The 20,723-nt window shown below is 67.0% G+C and carries 17 protein-coding genes; 3 read left to right on the top strand and 14 right to left on the bottom strand.

Translation table 11 applies throughout. The features are described 5' to 3' along the window. On the top strand, positions 1 to 1,803 hold the full coding sequence (locus ACMUJL_RS18730; RefSeq protein WP_416914390.1) for an aminopeptidase P family protein: 1,803 nt from the start codon (positions 1 to 3) through the stop codon (positions 1,801 to 1,803). 52 nt (positions 1,804 to 1,855) lie between these two features. Then, positions 1,856 to 2,200: a DUF427 domain-containing protein gene (locus ACMUJL_RS18725; protein ID WP_375571781.1), complete on the top strand. Its 345-nt coding sequence runs from the start codon at positions 1,856 to 1,858 to the stop codon at positions 2,198 to 2,200. 86 nt (positions 2,201 to 2,286) lie between these two features. Here the strand turns inward: ACMUJL_RS18725 and ACMUJL_RS18720 are convergent, their stop codons facing one another. Further along, positions 2,287 to 3,975: a chloride channel protein gene (locus ACMUJL_RS18720; protein ID WP_068286744.1), complete on the bottom strand. Its 1,689-nt coding sequence runs from the start codon at positions 3,973 to 3,975 to the stop codon at positions 2,287 to 2,289. A gap of 134 nt (positions 3,976 to 4,109) precedes the next feature. On the opposite strand from ACMUJL_RS18720, the gene ACMUJL_RS18715 reads away from it, so the two are divergent. After that, positions 4,110 to 5,486 (top strand): FAD-binding oxidoreductase, encoded by a 1,377-nt coding sequence (locus ACMUJL_RS18715; RefSeq protein ID WP_416914389.1) that lies wholly within the window; start codon positions 4,110 to 4,112, stop codon positions 5,484 to 5,486. A 76-nt stretch (positions 5,487 to 5,562) separates the two neighbouring features. Here ACMUJL_RS18715 and recN read toward each other — a convergent pair whose 3' ends face one another. The 13 genes from recN to ftsW all read right to left on the bottom strand — a co-directional run bounded on the left by recN (position 5,563) and on the right by ftsW (position 20,605). Continuing rightward, the gene (gene recN, locus ACMUJL_RS18710; protein WP_375571786.1) at positions 5,563 to 7,218 is read right to left on the bottom strand and encodes a DNA repair protein RecN; all 1,656 of its coding nucleotides are present in this window, start codon (positions 7,216 to 7,218) and stop codon (positions 5,563 to 5,565) included. A gap of 53 nt (positions 7,219 to 7,271) precedes the next feature. Beyond that, positions 7,272 to 8,120, bottom strand: coding sequence for an outer membrane protein assembly factor BamD (locus ACMUJL_RS18705; protein WP_375571788.1), 849 nt, complete (start codon positions 8,118 to 8,120; stop codon positions 7,272 to 7,274). A 141-nt stretch (positions 8,121 to 8,261) separates the two neighbouring features. Continuing rightward, the gene (gene lpxC, locus ACMUJL_RS18700) at positions 8,262 to 9,182 is read right to left on the bottom strand and encodes a UDP-3-O-acyl-N-acetylglucosamine deacetylase (RefSeq protein WP_068286754.1); all 921 of its coding nucleotides are present in this window, start codon (positions 9,180 to 9,182) and stop codon (positions 8,262 to 8,264) included. A 229-nt stretch (positions 9,183 to 9,411) separates the two neighbouring features. Beyond that, on the bottom strand, positions 9,412 to 11,088 hold the full coding sequence (ftsZ, locus tag ACMUJL_RS18695) for a cell division protein FtsZ (protein ID WP_375571790.1): 1,677 nt from the start codon (positions 11,086 to 11,088) through the stop codon (positions 9,412 to 9,414). Between the two features lie 174 nt (positions 11,089 to 11,262). Next, the gene (gene ftsA / locus ACMUJL_RS18690) at positions 11,263 to 12,597 is read right to left on the bottom strand and encodes a cell division protein FtsA (RefSeq protein ID WP_068286758.1); all 1,335 of its coding nucleotides are present in this window, start codon (positions 12,595 to 12,597) and stop codon (positions 11,263 to 11,265) included. Next, positions 12,594 to 13,469, bottom strand: a complete 876-nt coding sequence (locus ACMUJL_RS18685) for a cell division protein FtsQ/DivIB (protein ID WP_375571793.1) — start codon at positions 13,467 to 13,469, stop codon at positions 12,594 to 12,596. Before ACMUJL_RS18685 ends, ftsA begins: the two co-directional genes overlap by 4 nt. Further along, entirely contained in the window at positions 13,457 to 14,368 is a 912-nt protein-coding gene (locus ACMUJL_RS18680; protein WP_375571795.1) for a D-alanine--D-alanine ligase, read from the bottom strand. Before ACMUJL_RS18680 ends, ACMUJL_RS18685 begins: the two co-directional genes overlap by 13 nt. Positions 14,369 to 14,449: 81 nt before the next feature. Continuing rightward, positions 14,450 to 15,391, bottom strand: coding sequence for a UDP-N-acetylmuramate dehydrogenase (gene murB, locus ACMUJL_RS18675; RefSeq protein ID WP_375571797.1), 942 nt, complete (start codon positions 15,389 to 15,391; stop codon positions 14,450 to 14,452). 1 nt (position 15,392) lies between these two features. Beyond that, positions 15,393 to 15,641 (bottom strand): DUF2484 family protein, encoded by a 249-nt coding sequence (locus tag ACMUJL_RS18670; RefSeq protein WP_068286767.1) that lies wholly within the window; start codon positions 15,639 to 15,641, stop codon positions 15,393 to 15,395. Further along, positions 15,638 to 16,828: an APC family permease gene (locus tag ACMUJL_RS18665; protein ID WP_375571799.1), complete on the bottom strand. Its 1,191-nt coding sequence runs from the start codon at positions 16,826 to 16,828 to the stop codon at positions 15,638 to 15,640. Before ACMUJL_RS18665 ends, ACMUJL_RS18670 begins: the two co-directional genes overlap by 4 nt. A 101-nt stretch (positions 16,829 to 16,929) precedes the next feature. Next, positions 16,930 to 18,327 carry a UDP-N-acetylmuramate--L-alanine ligase gene (gene murC / locus ACMUJL_RS18660; protein ID WP_375571801.1) on the bottom strand — a complete coding sequence of 466 codons (1,398 nt, stop codon included), beginning with the start codon at positions 18,325 to 18,327 and terminating at the stop codon, positions 16,930 to 16,932. Continuing rightward, entirely contained in the window at positions 18,324 to 19,442 is a 1,119-nt protein-coding gene (locus ACMUJL_RS18655; protein ID WP_068286775.1) for a UDP-N-acetylglucosamine--N-acetylmuramyl-(pentapeptide) pyrophosphoryl-undecaprenol N-acetylglucosamine transferase, read from the bottom strand. The genes murC and ACMUJL_RS18655 overlap by 4 nt, the downstream gene beginning before the upstream one ends. Further along, positions 19,439 to 20,605, bottom strand: a complete 1,167-nt coding sequence (gene ftsW, locus ACMUJL_RS18650; protein WP_068286778.1) for a putative lipid II flippase FtsW — start codon at positions 20,603 to 20,605, stop codon at positions 19,439 to 19,441. The genes ACMUJL_RS18655 and ftsW overlap by 4 nt, the downstream gene beginning before the upstream one ends. Between the last annotated feature and the right edge of the window lie 118 nt (positions 20,606 to 20,723).

Below are 20,723 nucleotides of genomic sequence, written 5' to 3'. Positions count from 1 at the left end.
ATGTTTCAGACGTTCGAGGAAAGCGCCCGCCCCGAGCAGGGCCCACCCCGGCTGGCCGCGCTGCGCGACCATCTTGCACGGGCGGGGTTGACGGGGTTCCTGGTGCCCCGCGCCGATGCCCATCAGGGCGAATATGTCGCCCCGCATGATGCGCGGCTGGCCTGGCTGAGCGGTTTCACCGGATCGGCGGGCTTTGCCTGCGTGCTGCCGCATGTGGCGGGCGTCTTCATCGACGGGCGCTATCGCACACAGGTGAAGGGCCAGGTCGATCTGGCCCATTTCACGCCTGTGCCCTGGCCCGAAACCGGGCTTGCCGACTGGCTGCGCGCCGAACTGCCCAATGGCGGCGTGATCGGCTTCGATCCCTGGCTGCACACGGCCGAAGAGATCGGCAAGCTGGAGGATGCGCTGTCGGGCCACGCGATCACCCTGTCGCCTGTCGCCAATGCGGTGGACAGTATCTGGCCTGATCAGCCCGCACCGCCGACCGGCCCCATCACGCCCTACCCCGAGGATCTGGCCGGCGAAACGAGCGCATCCAAGCGCGCCCGCCTGGCCGAGGTCTTGCGCGCGGCGGGACAGAGCGCGGCGGTGATCACGCTGGCCGATTCCCTGGCCTGGCTGCTGAACGTGCGCGGGTCCGACATCCCGCGCAACCCGGTGCCGCATGGCTTTGCCGTGCTGTATGACAACGCCCACCTGACCCTCTACACCGACCCGGTGAAATGCGACGACGCCCTGCGCGCCCATCTGGGGTCGCAGGTGACGCTGCGCCCGGTCACGGCCTTCGGCCCCGGCCTGCGCAGCCTGTCCGGCCCCGTGCGGGTGGACCGCGCCACCGCGCCGCTGTGGGTCTCGATGGAACTGGCCGAGGCGGGCGTCGCCTGCACCTGGGGCCAGGATCCCTGCATCCTGCCCAAGGCCACCAAGACCACGGCCGAGATCGCCGCCACCACCGAGGCGCATCTGCGCGATGCCGCCGCCATGGTGGAATTCCTGTGCTGGTTCGACGCACAGGAACCCGGCAGCCTGACCGAGATCGACGTGGCGATCGCACTTGAAGGCTTCCGCCGGGCCACCAACGCGCTGCGCGACATCAGCTTCGAGACCATCGCGGGCACCGGCCCCAATGGCGCGATCATGCATTACCGCGTCTCGCGCAGCAGCAACGCGCGGCTGGAACCGGGCCATCTGATCGTGGTGGACAGCGGCGGGCAATACCTGGACGGCACCACCGACATCACCCGCACCCTGCCTGTCGGTGAGGTTGGCGATCTGGAAAAAGCCTGCTTTACCCGCGTGTTGCAGGGCATGATCGGCATTTCGCAGCTGCGCTTTCCCAAGGGGCTGGCCGGGCGCGACATCGACGCCATCGCCCGCGCGCCCCTGTGGGCCGCGGGGCTGGATTTCAACCATGGCACCGGGCACGGCGTGGGGGTCTATCTGTGCGTGCATGAAGGCCCGCAGCGGATCAGCCGCGTGTCCGAGGTGCCCCTGCAGCCCGGCATGATCCTGTCGAACGAGCCGGGATACTACCGCGAGGGCGCCTTCGGCATCCGTATCGAGAACCTTATCGTGGTGCGCGAGGCCCCTGCCCTTGCCGGCGCCGATGATCGCGCCATGTTCAGCTTCGACACGCTGACATGGGTGCCGATCGATCGTCGCCTGATCCTGCCCGGCCTCATGACCGCGCAGGATCGTGCCTGGCTCAACAGCTACCATGCCGCATGTCTCGACAAGATCGGCCCTCGGATTTCGGATGCGGCACGGGTATGGTTGGCACAGGCAACCGCCCCGCTGTGACACGCGCCTGTCATATCCGAAGGGCAAGACATACCGAAACGGGGGGAAAACGATGGCTGACCATATCAAGATAACCAAGGCCGATGGCACATGGGTGGTCCGCGCCGGCGGGGCCGTGCTGGGCGAATCGAACGATGCGCTGGAACTGACGGAAGGGGAGATGCCCTTCGTGATCTATTTCCCGCGCAAGGATATCGCGATGGCCTTCCTGGACCGGACCAATCACAGCACCCATTGCCCGCACAAGGGCGATGCCAGCTATTTCTCGATCGTGACCAAAAGCACGACGCTGAAGAATGCCGCCTGGTCCTATGAGGATCCCAAACCGGGGATGGAACGGATCAAGGATCACCTCGCCTTCTATGCCTCGGACAGCGTGGCCGTCGAACAGGTCTGATCCTTTGGCCGCCCGCAAGGCCCCGGCCGTTGCGGATGGATATTTGCAGCAAGAAGAAACAGGCGCGTCGCAGACAGGCTACGCGCCTAGCTGTGTTCCTCTTCGGCGGTGGCGGCCAGGGCGCTGTTGTAGGTCTTGAGGGCGTCGACATGGAACAGCGCGCCCCAGAGCTGTGGCGCCTCGTCCCCCGTGGCCGGGGTTATCACCGGCAGGAACGGAACGCCTGCCCGGTCGAAGAGCGGCAAGGCCGCCTCGAGGGTCGCTGTCGCATCGACGAAGATGCCATCCTCGATCATCTCGTGGCAAGCGGTCTCATCGGCCATGCCGGGATCGCCCACCTTGCGCATCACGGCGGCAACCCGGAACATCGACAGAAGATAGGCCTGCGGCCCCGCCGCCAGATGCACGCCGCGCCGTTCCAGCTGCGTCAGAAAGAACGAACGGTCCACCAGCCGCGAGGCCAGCACCGTGGACAGCGAGACAGCTGTCAGGACCGCGATCCCGATCTGCCAGTCGCCCGTCATCTCGAACACGATCAGCGTGGTCGAGATCGGCGCGCCCAGAACCGCCGCCGACACCGCCCCCATCCCCACCAGCGCATAAAGCGTGCTGGCGCCTGAAACCTCGGGGAAGATCGACGTGGCGATCATGCCGAAGGCCAGACCCGTCAGCGCGCCCACCATCAGCGAGGGCGAGAACACGCCGCCCCCCATGCGCCCCCCCATGGTGATGGCCACCGCCAGCACCTTGAGCGCGCAGAAGACGACCGCCTCATGCAGCAGCAGCTGGCCGGTCAGCGCGTCCGATGTCGTCTCGTAGCCCACGCCTATGATATGCGGGAACCAGATCGCCAGCCCCCCCAGCATCGCCCCCGCGACCGCCGGGCGCAGCCAGCGCGGCAGGCCGGTCATCTCCTGGATGCGGTTTCCCACATCCTCGGCCAGGAAGATCGACCGCATCAGCGCCGTCGCCACCAGGCCGCAGACCAGTCCCAGGATCAGGAAGGCGGGCAATTCGCCGTAGAATTCCAGCGTGCTGAAGCCCGGCAGGCTGAACTCGGTCACGCCGCCGTATTCGATGCGGTTGATCACCGTGCCTGCGACGGCGGCAATGGCGATGGGCGCGAAGGCATGAACCGCGAAATGCCGCAACACCACCTCGAGCGCGAAAAGCGCGCCCGCGATGGGCGCGTTGAAACTGGCCGAGACCGCCGCCGCCACCGCGCAGCCCAAGAGGTCGCGCCCGGTGATTCCATCCGCGCGGATGCGTTCGCTGACCCAGCTGGAAATCACCGCCGCCATATGCACGACCGGGCCTTCGCGCCCGCTTGAGCCGCCCGTCGACAGCGTGATCAGTGACGCCGCTGCCGAGGCGATGCCCGCGCGATGCTCCACCCGTCCATTCTGCAGCGCAGCCCCCTCGATCACATCGGCCACGGCGCGCACGCGCCCATCCGGGGTGAAGCGGTGCAGGATCAGCCCCACGACAAGCCCCCCCGCGATGGGCAGGATCAGGATCCAGTACCAGGGCATGGTTTCGGCGAAGCTGTGCAGCCTGGCCACGTCATCCGTCCCGTAGAGAAGGGCCTGCAGCGTTTCGATGCCCTTGCGGAACAGCAGGGCCGCGAAACCCGCAGCGATCCCGATGACCAGGGCGATCAGCCAGAACTGGAACTGGCTGGGGCCGCGCTTGCGCAGAAGGCGCAGGGCTTCGGCCAGCCAGGTCAATGCCCGACGCGACAGTTGCAACACATGGGCCGCAATGGCCTGACGCATCACGACAGCCCTCCGGTCACGAGGCGGCCGGCCCTGCGGGGATGCAGCCGCGCTGCTCGTTCCATGCTCTTGCCCCTTCCCCGTCCTGCCCGCTTGGCCTAGGTTTGGTCAATCCGCATTGCTGGGAGAACCGGATGACCCGCCAGACAGTTCTTGACGATCTGACCACCTTGTTAGGACAACGCGCCAGTCGGTCCAAGTCCGAACTCGACCAGCACGGTCGCTCCGAGACGCATTTCCCGTTGATGCCGCCCGAGATCGTCGTCTACCCCGAATCCACCGCCGAGGTGTCCGCCATCCTGCGCCTTTGCGCGGCGCATGGCATTCCCGTGGTGGGCTATGGCGCCGGCACCTCGCTCGAGGGTCAGGCCCAGTCGCCGCATGGCGGTGTCTGCGTGGATTTCCGCCTGATGAACCGGGTGTTGCAGATCAATGCCGCCGATATGGACGTGGTCGTGCAACCCGGCCTGACCCGCGAGGCGCTGAACGAGGCGCTGCGCGCCACGGGCCTGTTCTTTCCGGTCGATCCGGGGGCCAATGCCTCGCTGGGCGGCATGGCCTCGACCCGCGCCAGCGGCACCACGGCGGTGCGCTACGGCACCATGCGCGACAATGTGCTGGGCCTTGAGGTGGTGCTGGCCGATGGCCGCATCATCCGCACGGGCACGCGGGCGCGCAAGACCGCTGCGGGCTATGATCTGACCGGGCTTTTCGTCGGCGCCGAGGGCACCCTTGGCCTGATCACCGAGATGACCCTGCGCCTGCATGGCCAGCCCGAGGCGACAGCCGCCGCGATCTGCGGCTTTTCCGACATGACCGATGCCGTGGCGGCCGTGATCGACACGATCCAGCTGGGCCTGCCGATGGCGCGGATCGAATTCATCGACGAAGCCAGCGTGGCCGCCGTCAATGCCTGGTCGGGCACCGGGATTCCGTTGCAACCGCATCTGATGGTGGAATTCCACGGCTCGGAGGCGGGCGTGCGCGAACAGGTCGACACCTTCGGCGAGATCGTCGCGGACCATGGCGGTACCGGCTTCGACTGGGCCACCCAGCCCGAGGATCGCCGCGCGCTCTGGGCCATGCGCCACAACGCCTATTACGCGATCAAGGCCTCGCGCCCCGGCGCCATGGCCATCGTCACCGATATCTGCGTGCCGATCTCGCGCCTGGCCGAAGCGGTCACGCAGACCCAGGCGGATATCGCGGCCTCGGGGATCGCGGGGCCGATCCTGGGCCATGTGGGGGACGGCAATTTTCATGCCATCCTGCTTTATGACGCGGCCGACCCCGCGCAGGAAAGCACCGCCAAGGCGCTGGCGCATCGCATGGTGACCCGCGCGCTGGACATGGGTGGCACCGCTACCGGCGAACATGGCATCGGGCTGGGCAAGCTGGATTACATGCAGGCCGAACACGGGCAGGCCTGGGACGTGATGCAGACGCTGAAAATGGCGCTGGACCCGGCCAACATCATGAATCCGGGCAAGATGCTGCGCCAGGATAACTGAGCGCCCCGCCCCTTCGTTTCTTCTTGCTTCAAATATCCAGACGCAACCGATGCGACCGGCGTGACCTGCGACAGGCTCAGACCGTCCCGGCCAGCAGCGCCCGCGCGGCGCCACGGGCCTCGTCGGTGATCGTGTCGCCGGCCACCATCCGGGCGATCTCGTCCACCCGCGCGGCGGCATCTAGCGGCACGACGGTGGTTGTCGTCATGTCGGACTGCACGCGTTTCTCCACCCGCCAGTGATGCGCGCCAAGGGCCGCCACCTGGGGCGAATGGGTCACGACCAGAACCTGCCCGCCTGTCGCCAGCGCCGCCAGCCTGCGCCCGACGGCATCGGCGGTCGCCCCGCCCACGCCGCGGTCGATCTCGTCGAAGATCATGGTGATGCCCGCGTCGCGATCACTCAGGCAGACCTTGAGCGCCAGCAGGAACCGGCTGAGTTCCCCGCCCGATGCAATGCGGCCCAGCGGCCCCGCAGGCGCACCGGGGTTTGTCGCCACGCTGAAGGCCACGCTGTCGCGCCCCTCGGGTCCGGGTTCCGACGGCTCGATCACCGTACGGAACACCGCGCGTTCCATCTTGAGGGGGGCCAGTTCGGCCGTGACCGCCTGATCAAGACGCGACGCGGCCTCGGTCCGCTCGGCCGTCAGTGCCGCCGCCGCCACGTCATAGGCCGCATCCGCGCGGCCCAGTTCCGCCTTGAGCAGCTTGAGGTCCGCATCACCGCGATCCAGCGCCGACAGCCGGTCGCGCAAGCCCTCGGCAAAGGCGCCCAGATCATCCGCCAGCACCTCGTGCTTGCGCGCCAGCGCCCGGATCGCGAACAACCGCTCCTCGACCGTCTCCAGCGCGTGGGGATCAAAGCTCAGCACGTCCTGCGCGCGTTCGATCCCCTGCACCGCCTCGGCCAGATCATTGAGCGCGCGCCCCAGCGCCTCAAGCGGCGCATCCAGCATCCCCTCGGCCCGGTCCGCGATGCCGTCCAGCCAGCGCAGACCATCGCCCATGGCACCTTCGGCCCCCTGCGGTCCCAGGATTGCATGGGCGCGGGCCATGTCCTCGCGGATCCGCTCGGCCCCCTGCATCATGCGGCGGCGTGTATCAAGTTCGGCCTCTTCGCCGGGCTGGGGATCCAGCGCATCCAGTTCGGCCACGGCATGACGCAGGAATTCCTCTTCGGCGCGCACGGCGTCCAGCGCCGCCTGAGCCTCGGCCAGCTGGCGCATCAGGCGGGCGCGGTGCCGCCATGCGGCGCGCACGGTCTCAAGCTGCCCGGCCACCCCCGCGAAGGCATCCAGCAGGTTGCGGTGGCCCTTGGGGTCCAGCAGGCCGCGATCGTCATGCTGGCCGTGCAATTCGACCAGCGTATCGGACAGCGCGCGCAGCACCTCGCCGGAACAGCGCCGGTCGTTGATCCAGGATGTCTTGCGCCCGTCGCGGGTGTTGATGCGCCGCAGGATCAGCTCGGGTCCCGCAGGCAGCCCCGCCTCTTCCAGCACCGCATGGGCAGCATGGCCCCGAGGCAAATCGAAGACGGCGACCACCTCACCCTGGTCCGCACCCTGCCGGACCAGTTCGGCACGCCCGCGCCAGCCCAGCACGAAGCCGAGGCTGTCCAGCAGGATCGACTTGCCCGCCCCGGTCTCGCCGGTCAGCACGTTCAGTCCCGGCTGGAAGGCAAGATCCAGCCGGTCGATGATCAGCATGTCGCGAATTTCAAGCGCGCGCAGCATTCCCGGCCTGCCCCCGGCTCATGCCTGTCCGCCAGTGGCACAAGGCATGGGCATCACAGCCACTGTCCGCGGATCGTCTGGCGATAGATCTGCGCAAGCCAGCTGTCGCCCGCGGCCTCCAGTTCCAGACCGCGGCCATTCAGCAGCTTGAAGCTGTCCTCGTACCAGGTGGTTGCACGGAAGTTGTGCCCCAGGATCGCCCCGGCGGTCTGCGCCTCTTCGGTCAGGCCAAGCGAGAGATAGGCCTCGACCAGACGATGCAGCGCCTCTGCGGTATGGCTGGTGGTCTGGAAATCCTGCACCACCACGCGGAAGCGGTTGATCGCGGCGGTATAGTGATTGCCCTTCAGGTAATAGCGCCCGATCTCCATTTCCTTGCCGGCCAGATGGTCGAAGGCCAGATCGAATTTCAGGATGGCCGAGCTGGCATATTCGCTGTCGGGATAGACCTCGATCACCGTGCGCAGCGCCTGCAGCGCCTGGAAGGTCAGGCCCTGGTCTCGGCCCACGTCGTCGATCTGGTCGTAATAGGACAGGGCCAGCAGGTACTGCGCATAGGCCGCATCCTCGTCGGCGGGGTAGAAATCGATGTAGCGTTGCGCCGCGGCGCGGCTGTTTTCGTAATCGCGGGCCGTGTGATAGGAATAGGCCTGCATGATCAGACCGCGCTTGGACCATTCCGAATAGGGATAGAGCCGTTCGATTTCCGAGAAATAGAAGGCAGCGTCCTCGGGCCGGTTACGGTCGATTTCGAACTCGGCGCGTTCGTAGATCTGTTCGGCCGTGAAGCTGTCGAGGGGAATCGATCCGCGCCCCGCACGTTCCGCCGTACTGTCGCATCCCGCCAGCAGAACAGCCAGTAGAACGCCACCGATCACGCTTGTTCGGGACCCGCCTGTCATGCTTGCTCTCACCCTTGTCTGGTCTCGTCCGCAGGGATCGACCCTGCCGTTAAGGATGGTCCTAGCACAGAAAATTCCGGTGCAAAACGTCTTTGGCGCAAATAGGCCGACAGAGATATGCCACCCCCGCCTGCGCGTGACTTATGCTACCGCCGGAATTTCGTCCATGTGAACGCCCACACCCGGAAGCCGAGCGGTCATCGCCGGATCGCAGACCACCATCCGATAGGCCGAAGGACGCGCGAAAAGCGCGCGCAACAGATCGTTGGTCAGGGCGTGGCCTGCCCGGTGCCCGGTGTAGGCCCCCAACAAGGGCGCCCCCGCCAGCGACAGATCACCCAGCGCATCCAGCATCTTGTGGCGCACGGCCTCGTCACGGTGGCGCAGGCCACCGGGGCTGAGGACACGATCACCATCGACGACAACCGCATTTTCCAGCGTCCCGCCCAGGGCCAGACCGCAAGCATGCATCGCCTCGACATCGGATTGCCGGCAGAAGGTGCGGCTGTCGCACAATTCGCGCACGAATGTGCCGTTGGACATCACGAGGCTTTTGGATTGCGCGCCGATGGCCGCATCCTCGAACTCGATGTGGAAATCGATCACAAGGCTGTCAGACGGCGCAAGACGCGCCCAGGCATCCCCGCGCCGCACCTCGACCGTTTCCAGAACCTGCAGCGCCCGCACCGGGGCGGCCTGCGCCCGCAGGCCACGCTGCATGATGCTGCGCACGAAGGCTGCGGCGCTGCCGTCAAGGATCGGCACTTCGGGACCGTCAAGTTCGATCAGCGCGTTGTGCACGCCGCAACCAGCCAGCGCGGCCATCACATGCTCGACCGTCGATACGGTCACACCCGCCTGGTTTTCCAGCAGGGTGCACAGCGGCGACTGGCGCACCGCGTCCCACCGGGCGGGAATCATCGCGTCGCCGAACAGCACGTCGCTACGGCGGAACCAGATCCCGTGCTCTGCGGCTGCGGGGTGGATCACCATGTGGGCGGGCTTGCCCGAATGCAGCCCTACGCCGTCGAAGCGAACCGCCGATTTCAAAGTATGCTGCACGTCAAGCCTTCGGATTGGGAATGGCGGTCTGGCGCCTTGCCGAAAAAATAGGGTTGTGACGCTTTGGTAACAATTCAATCTTTGTAACCGTTTGAAACATCCCCGAAACCGATGGGCGGATATCTGCCATCTTGCCGGATGTGCCGCCTCAATACCTTGATCAAAAACGAAAAAGACCGCCCGAAGGCGGTCTGTTCCAAAGGATATGATCAGCCGGATACGGCCGGTATCAGTTCGCCTGACGCCGCAGGAAGGCCGGAATTTCGATCCGCTCCTGGTCAGGATCCTGCGCATCGGTCGGCGCGGGCCGAGCCTGCTGCGCATAGCCTTGCGAGGCCTGCGCGCGCACCGGGGGCTGCTGACGGGCGGGCTGGACCGGGGCGCGTTCCTGCGCCTCGGGTGCATGGCCCGTCATGCGGTTGATCAGAGAGTTGATGCCGAAGCGCGGGCGCTGCTCGGGCTCCGGCTGCGGCTGGGGCTGGGGCTGGGGACGCTGCACGCCGGGTGCCGCCTTGCTGACGGCCTGCTGCAGACGCGCCAGCGCCTCGGGTGTGGGTGTGCCGGGCGCGGGGGCGCGCGGTGCCACGAAAGCGGCGGCCTGCTCCTCGTCCTCTTCATAGCGGGCCTGGGGCTGCACCTGGCGCGGCTGATAGGCCGGGGGCGGCAGGCTGTCGTCCTGGTCCGCATCTTCCGCGAAGATGTCGTCCATCTGCTCGGAGGCGGCGGTCCGCTGCACGTCCAGATCCTCGAAGAAGGTCGGCTCGGCCTTGCGCTGCACGGGGGCCGCCACTTCCGCGGGTGCCTGCACCGGGGCGGGTTCCGCCTGCCTTGCGGCAACGGGTGCCGGGGCGGCGGCCGCAATGGCCGTTTCCTGGCTGACCTGCTGGGTCAGGGGCTGCGCCATGCCGCGGCGGGGGCGCGGGATCTCGGCTGCGGCTTCGACCACGTCGATGCCGGTGGCGACGACGCTGACACGCATCATGCCTTCCATGTCGGTATCGAGGGTCGAGCCCACGATGATATTGGCGTCGGCGTCCACTTCCTCGCGGATGCGGTTGGCGGCCTCGTCCAGTTCGAACAGGGTCAGGTCATGTCCGCCGGTGATGTTGATCAGAACGCCCTTGGCGCCCTTGAGGCTGATTTCGTCCAGCAGCGGGTTGGCGATGGCCTTTTCGGCGGCCTGGATCGCACGATCCTCGCCCGATGCCTCGCCGGTGCCCATCATCGCCTTGCCCATCTCGTCCATGACGGCGCGCACATCGGCGAAGTCAAGGTTGATCAGGCCGGGGCGCACCATCAGGTCGGTCACACCCTTGACGCCCTGATACAGAACATCATCCGCCATCGAGAAGGCTTCGGTGAAGGTGGTCTTTTCATTGGCCAGACGGAACAGGTTCTGGTTGGGGATGATGATCAGCGTATCGACCATCTTCTGCAGCGCCTCGACGCCTTCCTCGGCCTGACGCATGCGCTTGGCGCCCTCGAACTGGAAGGGCTTGGTCACGACGCCGACGGTCAGCACCCCCAGTTCGCGCGCGGCTTGCGCGATGATCGGCGCGGCACCCGTCCCGGTACCGCCGCCCATGCCGGCGGTGATGAAGCACATGTGCGCGCCCGCCAGGTGATCGACGATCTGTTCGATCAATTCCTCTGCGGCGGCGGCCCCCACGGCCGCACGGGCCCCTGCCCCCAGACCTTCGGTGACCTTGACGCCAAGCTGGATCCGGCTGGGCGCGTTGCTTTGCTGCAGCGCCTGCGCGTCGGTATTCGCCACGACGAATTCGACGCCCGTCAGCTTCTTCTCGATCATGTTGTTGACCGCATTGCCGCCCGCACCGCCGACACCGAACACGGTGATACGGGGCTTGAGCTCTTCATGTCCGGGCATCGAAAGGTTCAATGTCATGATCTGTCCGCCTGATGTTAAAGCCCGCATTTGCGGGCATTTTTCTGCCTGTTCGGTATTATTCTTAACCCGATCCACCGGGATCGTCACCAAAAAAACGCGAATTCACCACAAAATATGGCAATCCACCGCGACTCGCACGCGGGATTTCGCCGAACAGGCCATATCTAGCGGTTACCAGTTGTCCTTGAACCATTTTACGGCTCTTCTGAGGGACCGCGCGGGGTAGCGATCCACCGGAATCTCGAAGTCCCACCATTCGTCCTGCGGATGCGCCGCGAAAAGGCACAGGCCCACCGCGCTGGCAAAACCGGGGCCGGTTGCCGATTGCGGCAAGCCGTGCACCCGCAGCGGGCGTCCAAGACGAACCTGCTGGCCCAGAATGCGGCTGGCCAGACCATCCAGACCGGGGATCTGGCTGCCGCCGCCGGTCAGCACGATCTGCTGGCTGGGCAGGTGTTCGAACCCGGCCGCGTCCAGACGCGCGCGCACCTCTTCCAGGATCTCCTCGACGCGCGGCCGCATGATCCCGATCAGTTCGGCGCGGCTGACGGTGCGGCGGTCATGTTCCCAGTCGCCAGTGTCGCCGCCGGTCTGGATCATCTCGCGATCATCCATGCCCGTGGCCACCACTCCGCCGTAAAAGGTCTTGATCCGCTCGGCCGTGGCCGTCGGCACACCCAGCCCCATCGAGATGTCGCCGGTCACGTGATCGCCGCCCATCTTGACGCTGTCGGCATAAATCATGTGCTTTTTCATAAAGATCGAGATGCCGGTCGTGCCGCCGCCCAGATCGATGCAGGCCCCGCCCAGTTCCTGCTCGTCCTCGACCATGGCCGAGATGCCCGACACATAGGAAGACGAGGCGACACCGGCCAGTTCCAGATCGCAGCGCTTGACGCAATGGGCCAGGTTCTGGATCGCCGCGGCATCCACCGTCAGCATGTGCATGTCCGTGGCCAGGCGCATCCCCATCTGGCCGCGCGGATCGCTCAGGCCCGAACGGTGATCCAGCGCGAAATTGACGGGCTGGGCATGCAGCACCTCGCGCCCCTCGCCGTATTCGGGCACGTCGCACGCGCTGAGAACGCGGCTGACATCCTGTTCGGTGACGACATGCCCTTCCAGGTCGATCGCACCAGCCAGGCCATAGCTGCGCGGCGCCCCGCCCGAGAAACAGGCGATCACGTGATCGACGCGGATATTGGCCATCTTCTGCGCCGCCTGCACCGCGGTGCGGATCGCGCGCTCTGTCTCCTGCATGGCGTGGATCTCGCCGAAGCGGACGCCGCGCGACCGCGTGGTCGCCGCCCCGATCACCCGGAACCCCGCCTGCCCCGCCATCGGCCCGACGCCTTCGACCTCGATCCCGCGATCGGCCCCGTCAAAGCGCAGAACCAGGCATCCGATCTTCGAGCTGCCCACGTCAAGAATGGCCACGACGCCGCGCTGCATGGCGGCGCGGCGCATGTTCCGCATGGCGCGCTGGCTTTCATAAAGCTCGATCATTGTCTTGCAATCCCTGCATGAGTTGTCTGCAATTCGCGCCACTGTTCGACAGCGGCAGGGTTCATCCGGATGGTGGGCCGCTGGCTCAGGCGCATGTCCACGACGGACAGGTCGCGCTCCAGCATCTCGTGGACCTGCCCCATGGCGATCACGCGCTCCAGCGCCTGCACCGGGCCTTCCTCGGGCAAAAGGATGCGCTGCTCGCGGTCAAGGACCACATCCCAGCGCCGGTCGCCCACGCGCACAAGGCCGCGCATCCGCGCGCCAAGCGGGCCTGCGGCGCGCACAAGGTCCAGCGCCTCGGTCACATGGCGATCCGCCCCCTCGCCCGCGATCAGCGGCAAGGCGGCGAACGCCTCGCGCGAGGCGGCGGGCGCGATCACCGCGCCCGTGACATCCAGCACCTCAAGGCCCAGCGCGGTGCGCCAGACCACGGCCGGGCTGCGCTCGACCACATCGACCTGCAGGATCCCGCCCGAACGGACGCGCAGGCTGGCATCCTGTACCGGCGGCAGGTCGCGGATCTGGGCCAGGATATCTTCCAGCTCCAGATCGAAACTGCTGATCGGGAAATCCAGCTGCAGCACCTCGCGGATATCTTCGGCCACGCTGCTGGATGCGCCGTCGATCGCCATCAGGTTGACCATGAATTCCGGCCGGGTCTGGAACTGCTCGCGCAGATCGACAAATCCCTGCACCACGGTGTCGCGGCGCTGATCGTCGGACATGTAAAGCGTGACCGACCCGAAGGCGATCACGAAGGGCACCCCGATCCGCAACAGGTTGCGATAAAGCGGCGTCAGCATCAGCCGCTGCATCCGGTAGGACCAGCGCGAAGGCGCCGGATCAAGGCGCGGGGTCACCTGTTGCATGATGCATCCTCCACCATCCAGGCACAGAACTGCCCGAAGCTCAGGCCGATCAGCCCGGCATGTTCCGGCGACAGCGACGTGGGCGTCATGCCCGGCTGCGTGTTGGTCTCCAGCAGCACCAGCCCCTCCGGCCCGCGCGCGTCATCCCAGCGGAAATCGGTCCGCGTGACACCCCGGCAACCAAGGGCATGATGCGCGCGCAACGCGTAATCCATGCAGGCCGCGGTGATGTCATCGGGCAATTCGGCGGGGCAGACATGGCGCGATCCGCCCGGCTTGTACTTGGCATCGTAATCATACCAGCCATCGGTGATGATCTCGGTCACGCCCAGGGCACGGTCGCCCATCACGGTCACGGTCAGCTCGCGGCCCGGCGCATAGGCCTCGACCATCAGCACATCGGGCAGACCTTCGGGCAGGCGGGGGGCGTTCATGCCCTCGCGCACGATCACGACGCCGACGGATGAGCCTTCGTCGAAGGGTTTCACCACATAGGGCGGCGGCATCAGATGCGCGGCCGCGATCTGGCCCTGCGTGGCCAGCACGCTGGGCACCACGGGCAGGCCCTCGGCGCGGTAGATATCCTTGGTGCGCTGCTTGTCCATCGCCAGCGCCGAGGCCAGCACACCCGAATGGGTATAGGGCAGACGCAGCCATTCCAGCAGGCCCTGAACGCAACCATCCTCGCCCCAGCGGCCATGCAGCGCGTTGAACACGACATCGGGCGCGACCTCGGCCAGCCGCGCGGGCAGATCGGCGCCCGCATCCAGCGTGACCACCTCATAGCCCTCGGCCTGCAGCGCCGCGGCGCATTCACGTCCCGATGACAACGACACCTCGCGCTCGGCCGAGGCGCCGCCCATCAATACTGCAACCTTGGGGGGTGTCCTGCCCGACATACCCAATCCGTGCCTCGAATCCCGGGCCTTGAATGACCCTTTTGTTCAGGGGTCAGTGACCCTTATGTGTGATAGTGCCTGTCAACCGCTCGCAGGGGTCGTTTCGCCGACCCTCATGATTTCCCACTCTAGCGTGATCCCGGTTAAATCGTAAACCTTTTTTCGCACCAATTCGCCAAGGTTTTCCAGATCGGCGGCACTGGCGCCCCCGGCGTTGATCAGGAAATTGGCGTGCATCTCGCTCATCTGTGCGCCGCCCAGCCGCGCGCCGCGCAGGCCCGCGTCCTCGATCAGCTTCCAGGCCTTCAGGTCATGCACGTCATCGGCGCGGCCCGTGCTGGAAAATCCGGCCGGGTTGCGGAAGGTGCTGCCGGCGCTGCGGTCCTTCGTGGGCTGGCTTGCGTCGCGGCGCGCGATCTGGTCGTCCATCCGCGCGGCCAGGGCGGCGGGATCGCCCGACGGCGCCGCGAATGTGGCACGGGTCAGCACCCAGCCCTCGGGCAGGACGCTTTGCCGGTAGGACAGCTGCAAGGCCGCGCGGTCCAGCGTGACGATGCGCCCCTCGCGGGTCACCGCCTCGACCCCGACCAGCACATCGGCCACGTAAGCGCCGTAGCAGCCCGCGTTCATCCGCACCGCGCCGCCGATGCTGCCAGGGATGGTGCGCAGGAAGGTCAGGTCAAGCCCGGCCTCGGCCGCACGCCGCGCCACATGGGCATCCAGCGCCGCCGCCCCCGCGATGACGCGACCCTGCGCGATCTCGATCCCGTTGAAGCCGCGCCCCAGGCGGATCACCACCGCGCGCAGCCCGCCATCGCGCACGATCAGGTTGCTGCCGACGCCCATGGGAAAAACCGCGACATCGGTATCGAGCTGCGCGAGGAAATGCGCCAGGTCATCGGTGTCGGCTGGCTGGTAGATCCAGTCGGCCGGACCGCCCACACGCAGCCATGTCAGGTCCGACAGCGGCTTGCCTGCGCTCAGGCTGCCGCGCAGCCCCTCGATCCGGTCGGGTCGGGCCATCTCACTTCTCCATCCGGCGGCGCATCCAGCGGCCAAGATAGATGACCGGCCAGCGCAGCATGCTCATGCCCGCCATCATGACCAAAAGGCCGATGACAGGCCCGTTCTCATAGGTCACATAGCCCAGAAGGGGAATACCCAAGCCGATCAGCACAAAGGCGCGCCGCCAGTGATTGTCGCGCGCGGGGATCATCGCGGCCATGTTGGCCGCAAGGGCCCAGAGACAGGCAAGAACCAACGACAGGCTCATGGCGCCACCTCCACGAAAGAGGCCATGAGGGTCAGCACGCAGGTCAGAACCCCCAGCACCGGCACGGCCATGGGCACCACGAAAGGCCCCTCCGCCACCCGGCGTTTCAACCCGATCAGCGCGGCATTGACGATGGCGAAGACGATCAGCAAGGCCTGGGTGGTGATCTCGGCCAGCACCGCCACCGGCAGGGTCAGCGCCGAGGCCGTAACCGCCATGCCGATCACGACCGTGCCCAGAACGGGCGTGCCGAAACGCGGATGCGCCGCGCGAAAGACCGCGAACCCGGGCGAGCGTTTGCCCAGGCCGAACAGCACCCGCGCCGCCATCACGATCTGCGCCAGCACCCCGTTCAGCGCCGCGGCCACCGCGATGGCCGCAAGGAAGGCCGCCGATGTTCCGGCCCCCGCCTCCCAGACCAGCGCAAGAGGACGTTCCGAGGCGCCCAGCACGTCGCGCGGCACGGCCCTGACGGCGGCCAGTGACACCAGCATGTACAAAAGCCCCGTGATCGCCAGCGCCCCCAGGATCGCCCGCGGCATGGTGCGTCCGGGCGCGCGGGTCTCCTCGGCGATATTGACCATGTCGTCAAAACCGATGAAGGCGAAAAAGGCGAAGATCGTCGCCGCAGCCACGCCCGACCATTCCGGCGCGGGCGGGGCGGACCATTCCGCGACAGGGGCCGCGGCAAAGCCCGCCCCGATCACCAGCGTGAGGCCGATCACCTCGATCACGGTCATCACGGCGGCAAAGGCCAGGCTTTCCAGCACCCCCACCAGCGCGATCAGCGTCATCGCCGCCCCCAGCCCGAAGACACCCAGCGCGAAGGGCACATCGACGATCGACGTCAGATAGCCCACGCCGCCACGCAAGACCGCCGCCGCCGCCACGACACCCGCGATCACATTGACCGCCCCCACCGCCACGGCCAGCCAGTGCCGGCGCAGCCCCACCTCCACATAGGATGAATCCCCCGCCGCCTCGGGAATGCGCGCCGCCAGTTCGGCAAAGCTCAGCGCGGTCGGCACCGCGACGATGGCCGCCAGCGCGAAGGACAGCGGCGCCCAGACACCGGCCGCCCCGGCGGCGGCGCCGGTCAGCACATAGATGCCCGCGCCCACCATGATGCCGACGCCATAGGCGGTCAGAAGGCCGGGCCCGATCCGTCGCTTGAGGGTGTCAGCCATGGCTTGCCCTCCTGCAGCACGCCCGCTGTTTCTTCTTGCTCCAAATATCCATCACGCAACCCATCCGCGCGAACCAGCCGGCGCGGACCGGGCGCACCCGCTCAGCCCTGCAGCCGCGCGGGCAGGTTGTTCGCCCAGGCGCTGATCGTACCCGCGCCCAGGCAGACCACCATGTCGCCGGGCCGCGCCTGTTCGCGCACAAGGCGCAGCAGGTCATCCTCATCCGTTACCGCCCGCGCGTGGCGATGCCCGTGCCGGATCAGCCCGGCCACCAGGTCATCGCGGCTGGCGCCCGCGATGGGCGCCTCGCCCGCCGCATAGACCTCGGCGATGGCCACGACATCGGCCTCGTTGAAACAGCCGCAGAAATCCTCGAACAGCGCGGACAGGCGCGTGTAGCGATGCGGCTGATGCACCGCGATCACGCGGCCCTGCGTGGCCTGGCGCGCGGCTTTCAGCACGGCCGCGATCTCGACCGGGTGGTGGCCGTAATCGTCGATGATGGTCACGCCGCCCACTTCGCCCACCTTGGTGAAGCGCCGGTTGACGCCGCCGAAGGCCGCCAGCGCACCGCGGATCCCTTCGCCCTTCATGCCAAGGTGCCGCGCCACGGCCACCGCCGCCAAGGCGTTCGACACGTTGTGATCGCCGGGCATCGGCAGGGTGCAGCCCTCGATCACGATATCCTCGGCCTGCAGGGCGATGTCGAAATGCGCAACCCCCGCCTCGTAGCGCAGGTTCAGCGCGCGCACATCGGCCTGGGCGTTGAAGCCATAGGTGATCACGCGCCGGTCGGTGATGCGCCCCACAAGGCTGCGCACTTCGGGATGATCGGTGCAGCATACGGCGACGCCGTAGAACGGGATGTTCGAGACGAAATCAAGGAACCCCTGTTTCAGCCGTTCGAAATCGCCCCAGTGCTCCATGTGTTCAGGGTCGATATTGGTGACGATGGCGATGGTCGCGGGCAGCCGGTTGAAGGTGCCGTCGCTCTCGTCGGCCTCGACCACCATCCACTCGCCCTGCCCCATCCGCGCATTCGAGCCATAGGCGTGGATGATCCCGCCATTGACCACCGTGGGGTCGATGCCACCGGCAACCAGCACCTCGGCCACCATCGTGGTGGTCGTGGTCTTGCCATGGGTGCCCGCGATGGCAATGTTGGATTTCAGCCGCATCAGCTCGGCCAGCATTTCGGCCCGCCGCACGACCGGCAGGCCCATGAGGCGCGCCTCATCCAGTTCGGGATTGCCCGGCTTGATCGCGCTCGAGATGACGACGACCTGCGCTCCCACCAGATTTTCCGCCGCCTGCCCCTCGAAGATCGTGGCGCCCAGACCCGCCAGCCGGTCGGTGATCTTGGTGGTCTTCTGGTCCGAGCCCTGCACCTTATAGCCATGGTTCAGCAGCACCTCGGCGATGCCGGACATGCCGATGCCGCCGATGCCCACGAAATGGATGGGACCTACGTCGCCGGGAAGTTTGGTTGCCGCGTTCATCTTGCGCCTTTCGGGGTCTTGTGGGCCTCGGCCAGCGCCTCGACCATGTCGGCCAGGGTCTGCGCCGCATCGGGCCGCGCGCAGGACAGCGCCGCGCGGGCCATATCCTCGGCGCCTTGCGGATTGTCCAGCACCAGCATCATCTGTTCGGCCAGAACCTGGGTGTCCAGCCGGCTTTCGGGGATCAGGATCGCGGCACCGGCCGCGACCAGCCCGCGCGCATTGGCGGTCTGGTGATCGGCGGTCGCCGCGGCGAAGGGGATCAGGATCGAGGGGCGCCCGATCACGCTGAGGTCGGCCACGCTGGATGCACCGGCACGGCTGATCACCAGCTGCGCCTCGCTGATCCGGCGGGGCACGTCCTGGAAGAAGGGTTTGACCTCGGCACTGATACCGGCCTCGGCATAGGCCTGTTCGACCCGCGCGACATCCTCGGCGCGGGCCTGGTGGCTGACGCGCAGGTTCCGGCGCACCGCATCCGGCAGGGCCGCCACCGCCGCGGGCACGACATCCGACAGGATGCGCGCGCCCTGGCTGCCGCCGATCACCAGAAGCGACATGGGATAATCGCCGGGCGCGATGTAACCGGCCCCGGCCCGTTCCAGCACGGCGGCGCGCACCGGGTTGCCCACGTCCACGCCTTCGACCCCGGCGGGCAGGTCGGTAGGCCATGTCCCGCAGGCGACCTTGTGGACGCGCGGCGCGAACAGCCGGTTCACCCGGCCCAGCACGCCGTTCTGTTCATGGATCATGCGCGGCAACCGCAGAAGCGTCGCCGCCGCCACGGCCGGAATCGCAGGGTATCCGCCGAAACCCACCACCGCCGCGGGCCGATCGCCCCGCATCCGCCAGACCGCGCCCAGAACGCCGCCCAGCACGCGGAAGGGCACCATGGTCTTGGCCAGGATGCCGCCGCGCGCGAAAGTGGCGCTGGCGATCTGTTCGACCTCGACGGAATGGGGAAAGCCGCCCGTGTAGCGCGCGCCGCGCGCGTCCGTGCTCAGCTTCACGCGCCATCCGCGCCGCAGCATCACCTCGGCCAGGGACTGGGCCGGGAACATGTGCCCGCCGGTGCCGCCCGCCGCGATGACCAGAAGGGGCGCGTCGCGGTTCATCTGATCCGCCCCCTCAGGATGTCTCCGATCTCGCCCTGCGGACGGGTGCGGGTGAAGGCCAGCAGCATGCCCACGGCAATACCCCCCGCGATCAGCGAGGATCCGCCATAGCTGACGAAGGGCAGCGTCATGCCCTTGGCCGGCAGCAGCCGCACCGCCACGCCCATGTTGATCAGCGCCTGCACGCCGAACATGCAGGCAAGGCCGGTGCCTGCCAGGCGGATGAAGGGATCGCGTTCACGCATCAGCCGCAGAAGCGAGCGCACGACCACGCTGGCGTAAAGCGCGATGATGCACAGCACCAGGATCAGGCCGTATTCCTCGGCCGCGACCGCGATGATGAAATCGGTATGCGCATCGGGCAGCGACCATTTCACCTCGCCACCGCCAACGCCGACGCCGAAGAATCCGCCCTCCTGGATCGCGTTCGTGGCATAGCCAAGCTGCGTGCGCGGATCGACCTCGGGGGTCAGGAACCCGTCGATGCGGCGGGCGAAATGCTCGGAATTCTCATAGGCGAAGGTGCCGCCCAGCACGACAAGCCCGGCAATGGCCACCAGCAGCACCATCGGCGCGCCGGCCACGAAATACATCACGCCCCAGCCGAACAGGATCAGCGCGGCCTGCCCGAAATCGGGCTGAAACGCCAGAAGCAGCACGATGGCCGCGGCCAGCATCAGCGACCACAGCCGCCCCGGAGGGCCGTTGATCTCTTGTCCGGCGGCCAGCATCCACGCGGCGACGACGATGAAACCGGGCTTGAGGAATTCGGAAGGCTGCACGCTGGCAAAACCCAGCGAATACCACCGCATCGCGCCCTTGCCGAAATCGGTGCCGAAGAAGGGCAACCCGATCAGCGAGATGAAGGCGACCAGAAAGCCGATGACGGCAAGCCGGCGCACCAGCAGCGGCGACATCATCGAGGTCAGGAACATCGCGGCCAGCGCCAGACCGCCGAACATCGCCTGACGTTCGACATAGTGGAAGGGCGCCAGACCGTTCTTCGAGGCCAGCGGCGGCGAAGCGGCAAAACCCAGCAGCAACCCGATCCCGAACAGCATCAGGATGCAGGACATCGACCAGCGGTCGATGGTGCGCCACCATTTGGGAAGAACAGGCTCCGCGTTCCTGACCGGAACCGAGCCATAGACCATCTCTGTCATGGATTACCGCCGTACACTGCCTCGAACATCGCCCCTTTCCGGGGTCTAACGCTGAGTGTAGCGCGAAAATATCCGCAATGAAAGCCTTATCCCCTTGCCTTGACGGGCAATTCGCGCC

Source organism: Seohaeicola sp. (genome assembly GCF_048006315.1).
In the GTDB taxonomy this organism is placed as follows: domain Bacteria; phylum Pseudomonadota; class Alphaproteobacteria; order Rhodobacterales; family Rhodobacteraceae; genus Seohaeicola.
The sequence above is the reverse complement of the archived record's forward strand: the minus strand, read 5'-3'. Positions and strand labels throughout refer to the sequence as shown.

Coding starts and splice junctions, on each gene's coding strand:
- ACMUJL_RS18685 (WP_375571793.1), bottom strand. CDS start 13,469: ATGCAACAGGTGACCCCGCGCCTTGATCCGGCGCCTTCGCGCTGGTCC.
- ACMUJL_RS18715 (WP_416914389.1), top strand. CDS start 4,110: ATGACCCGCCAGACAGTTCTTGACGATCTGACCACCTTGTTAGGACAA.
- ACMUJL_RS18680 (WP_375571795.1), bottom strand. CDS start 14,368: ATGTCGGGCAGGACACCCCCCAAGGTTGCAGTATTGATGGGCGGCGCC.
- ACMUJL_RS18720 (WP_068286744.1), bottom strand. CDS start 3,975: ATGCGTCAGGCCATTGCGGCCCATGTGTTGCAACTGTCGCGTCGGGCA.
- murC (WP_375571801.1), bottom strand. CDS start 18,327: ATGAACGCGGCAACCAAACTTCCCGGCGACGTAGGTCCCATCCATTTC.
- murB (WP_375571797.1), bottom strand. CDS start 15,391: ATGGCCCGACCCGACCGGATCGAGGGGCTGCGCGGCAGCCTGAGCGCA.
- ACMUJL_RS18705 (WP_375571788.1), bottom strand. CDS start 8,120: ATGACAGGCGGGTCCCGAACAAGCGTGATCGGTGGCGTTCTACTGGCT.
- ACMUJL_RS18725 (WP_375571781.1), top strand. CDS start 1,856: ATGGCTGACCATATCAAGATAACCAAGGCCGATGGCACATGGGTGGTC.
- ACMUJL_RS18670 (WP_068286767.1), bottom strand. CDS start 15,641: ATGAGCCTGTCGTTGGTTCTTGCCTGTCTCTGGGCCCTTGCGGCCAAC.
- recN (WP_375571786.1), bottom strand. CDS start 7,218: ATGCTGCGCGCGCTTGAAATTCGCGACATGCTGATCATCGACCGGCTG.
- ftsW (WP_068286778.1), bottom strand. CDS start 20,605: ATGACAGAGATGGTCTATGGCTCGGTTCCGGTCAGGAACGCGGAGCCT.
- ACMUJL_RS18655 (WP_068286775.1), bottom strand. CDS start 19,442: ATGAACCGCGACGCGCCCCTTCTGGTCATCGCGGCGGGCGGCACCGGC.
- ftsZ (WP_375571790.1), bottom strand. CDS start 11,088: ATGACATTGAACCTTTCGATGCCCGGACATGAAGAGCTCAAGCCCCGT.
- ACMUJL_RS18730 (WP_416914390.1), top strand. CDS start 1: ATGTTTCAGACGTTCGAGGAAAGCGCCCGCCCCGAGCAGGGCCCACCC.
- ftsA (WP_068286758.1), bottom strand. CDS start 12,597: ATGATCGAGCTTTATGAAAGCCAGCGCGCCATGCGGAACATGCGCCGC.
- ACMUJL_RS18665 (WP_375571799.1), bottom strand. CDS start 16,828: ATGGCTGACACCCTCAAGCGACGGATCGGGCCCGGCCTTCTGACCGCC.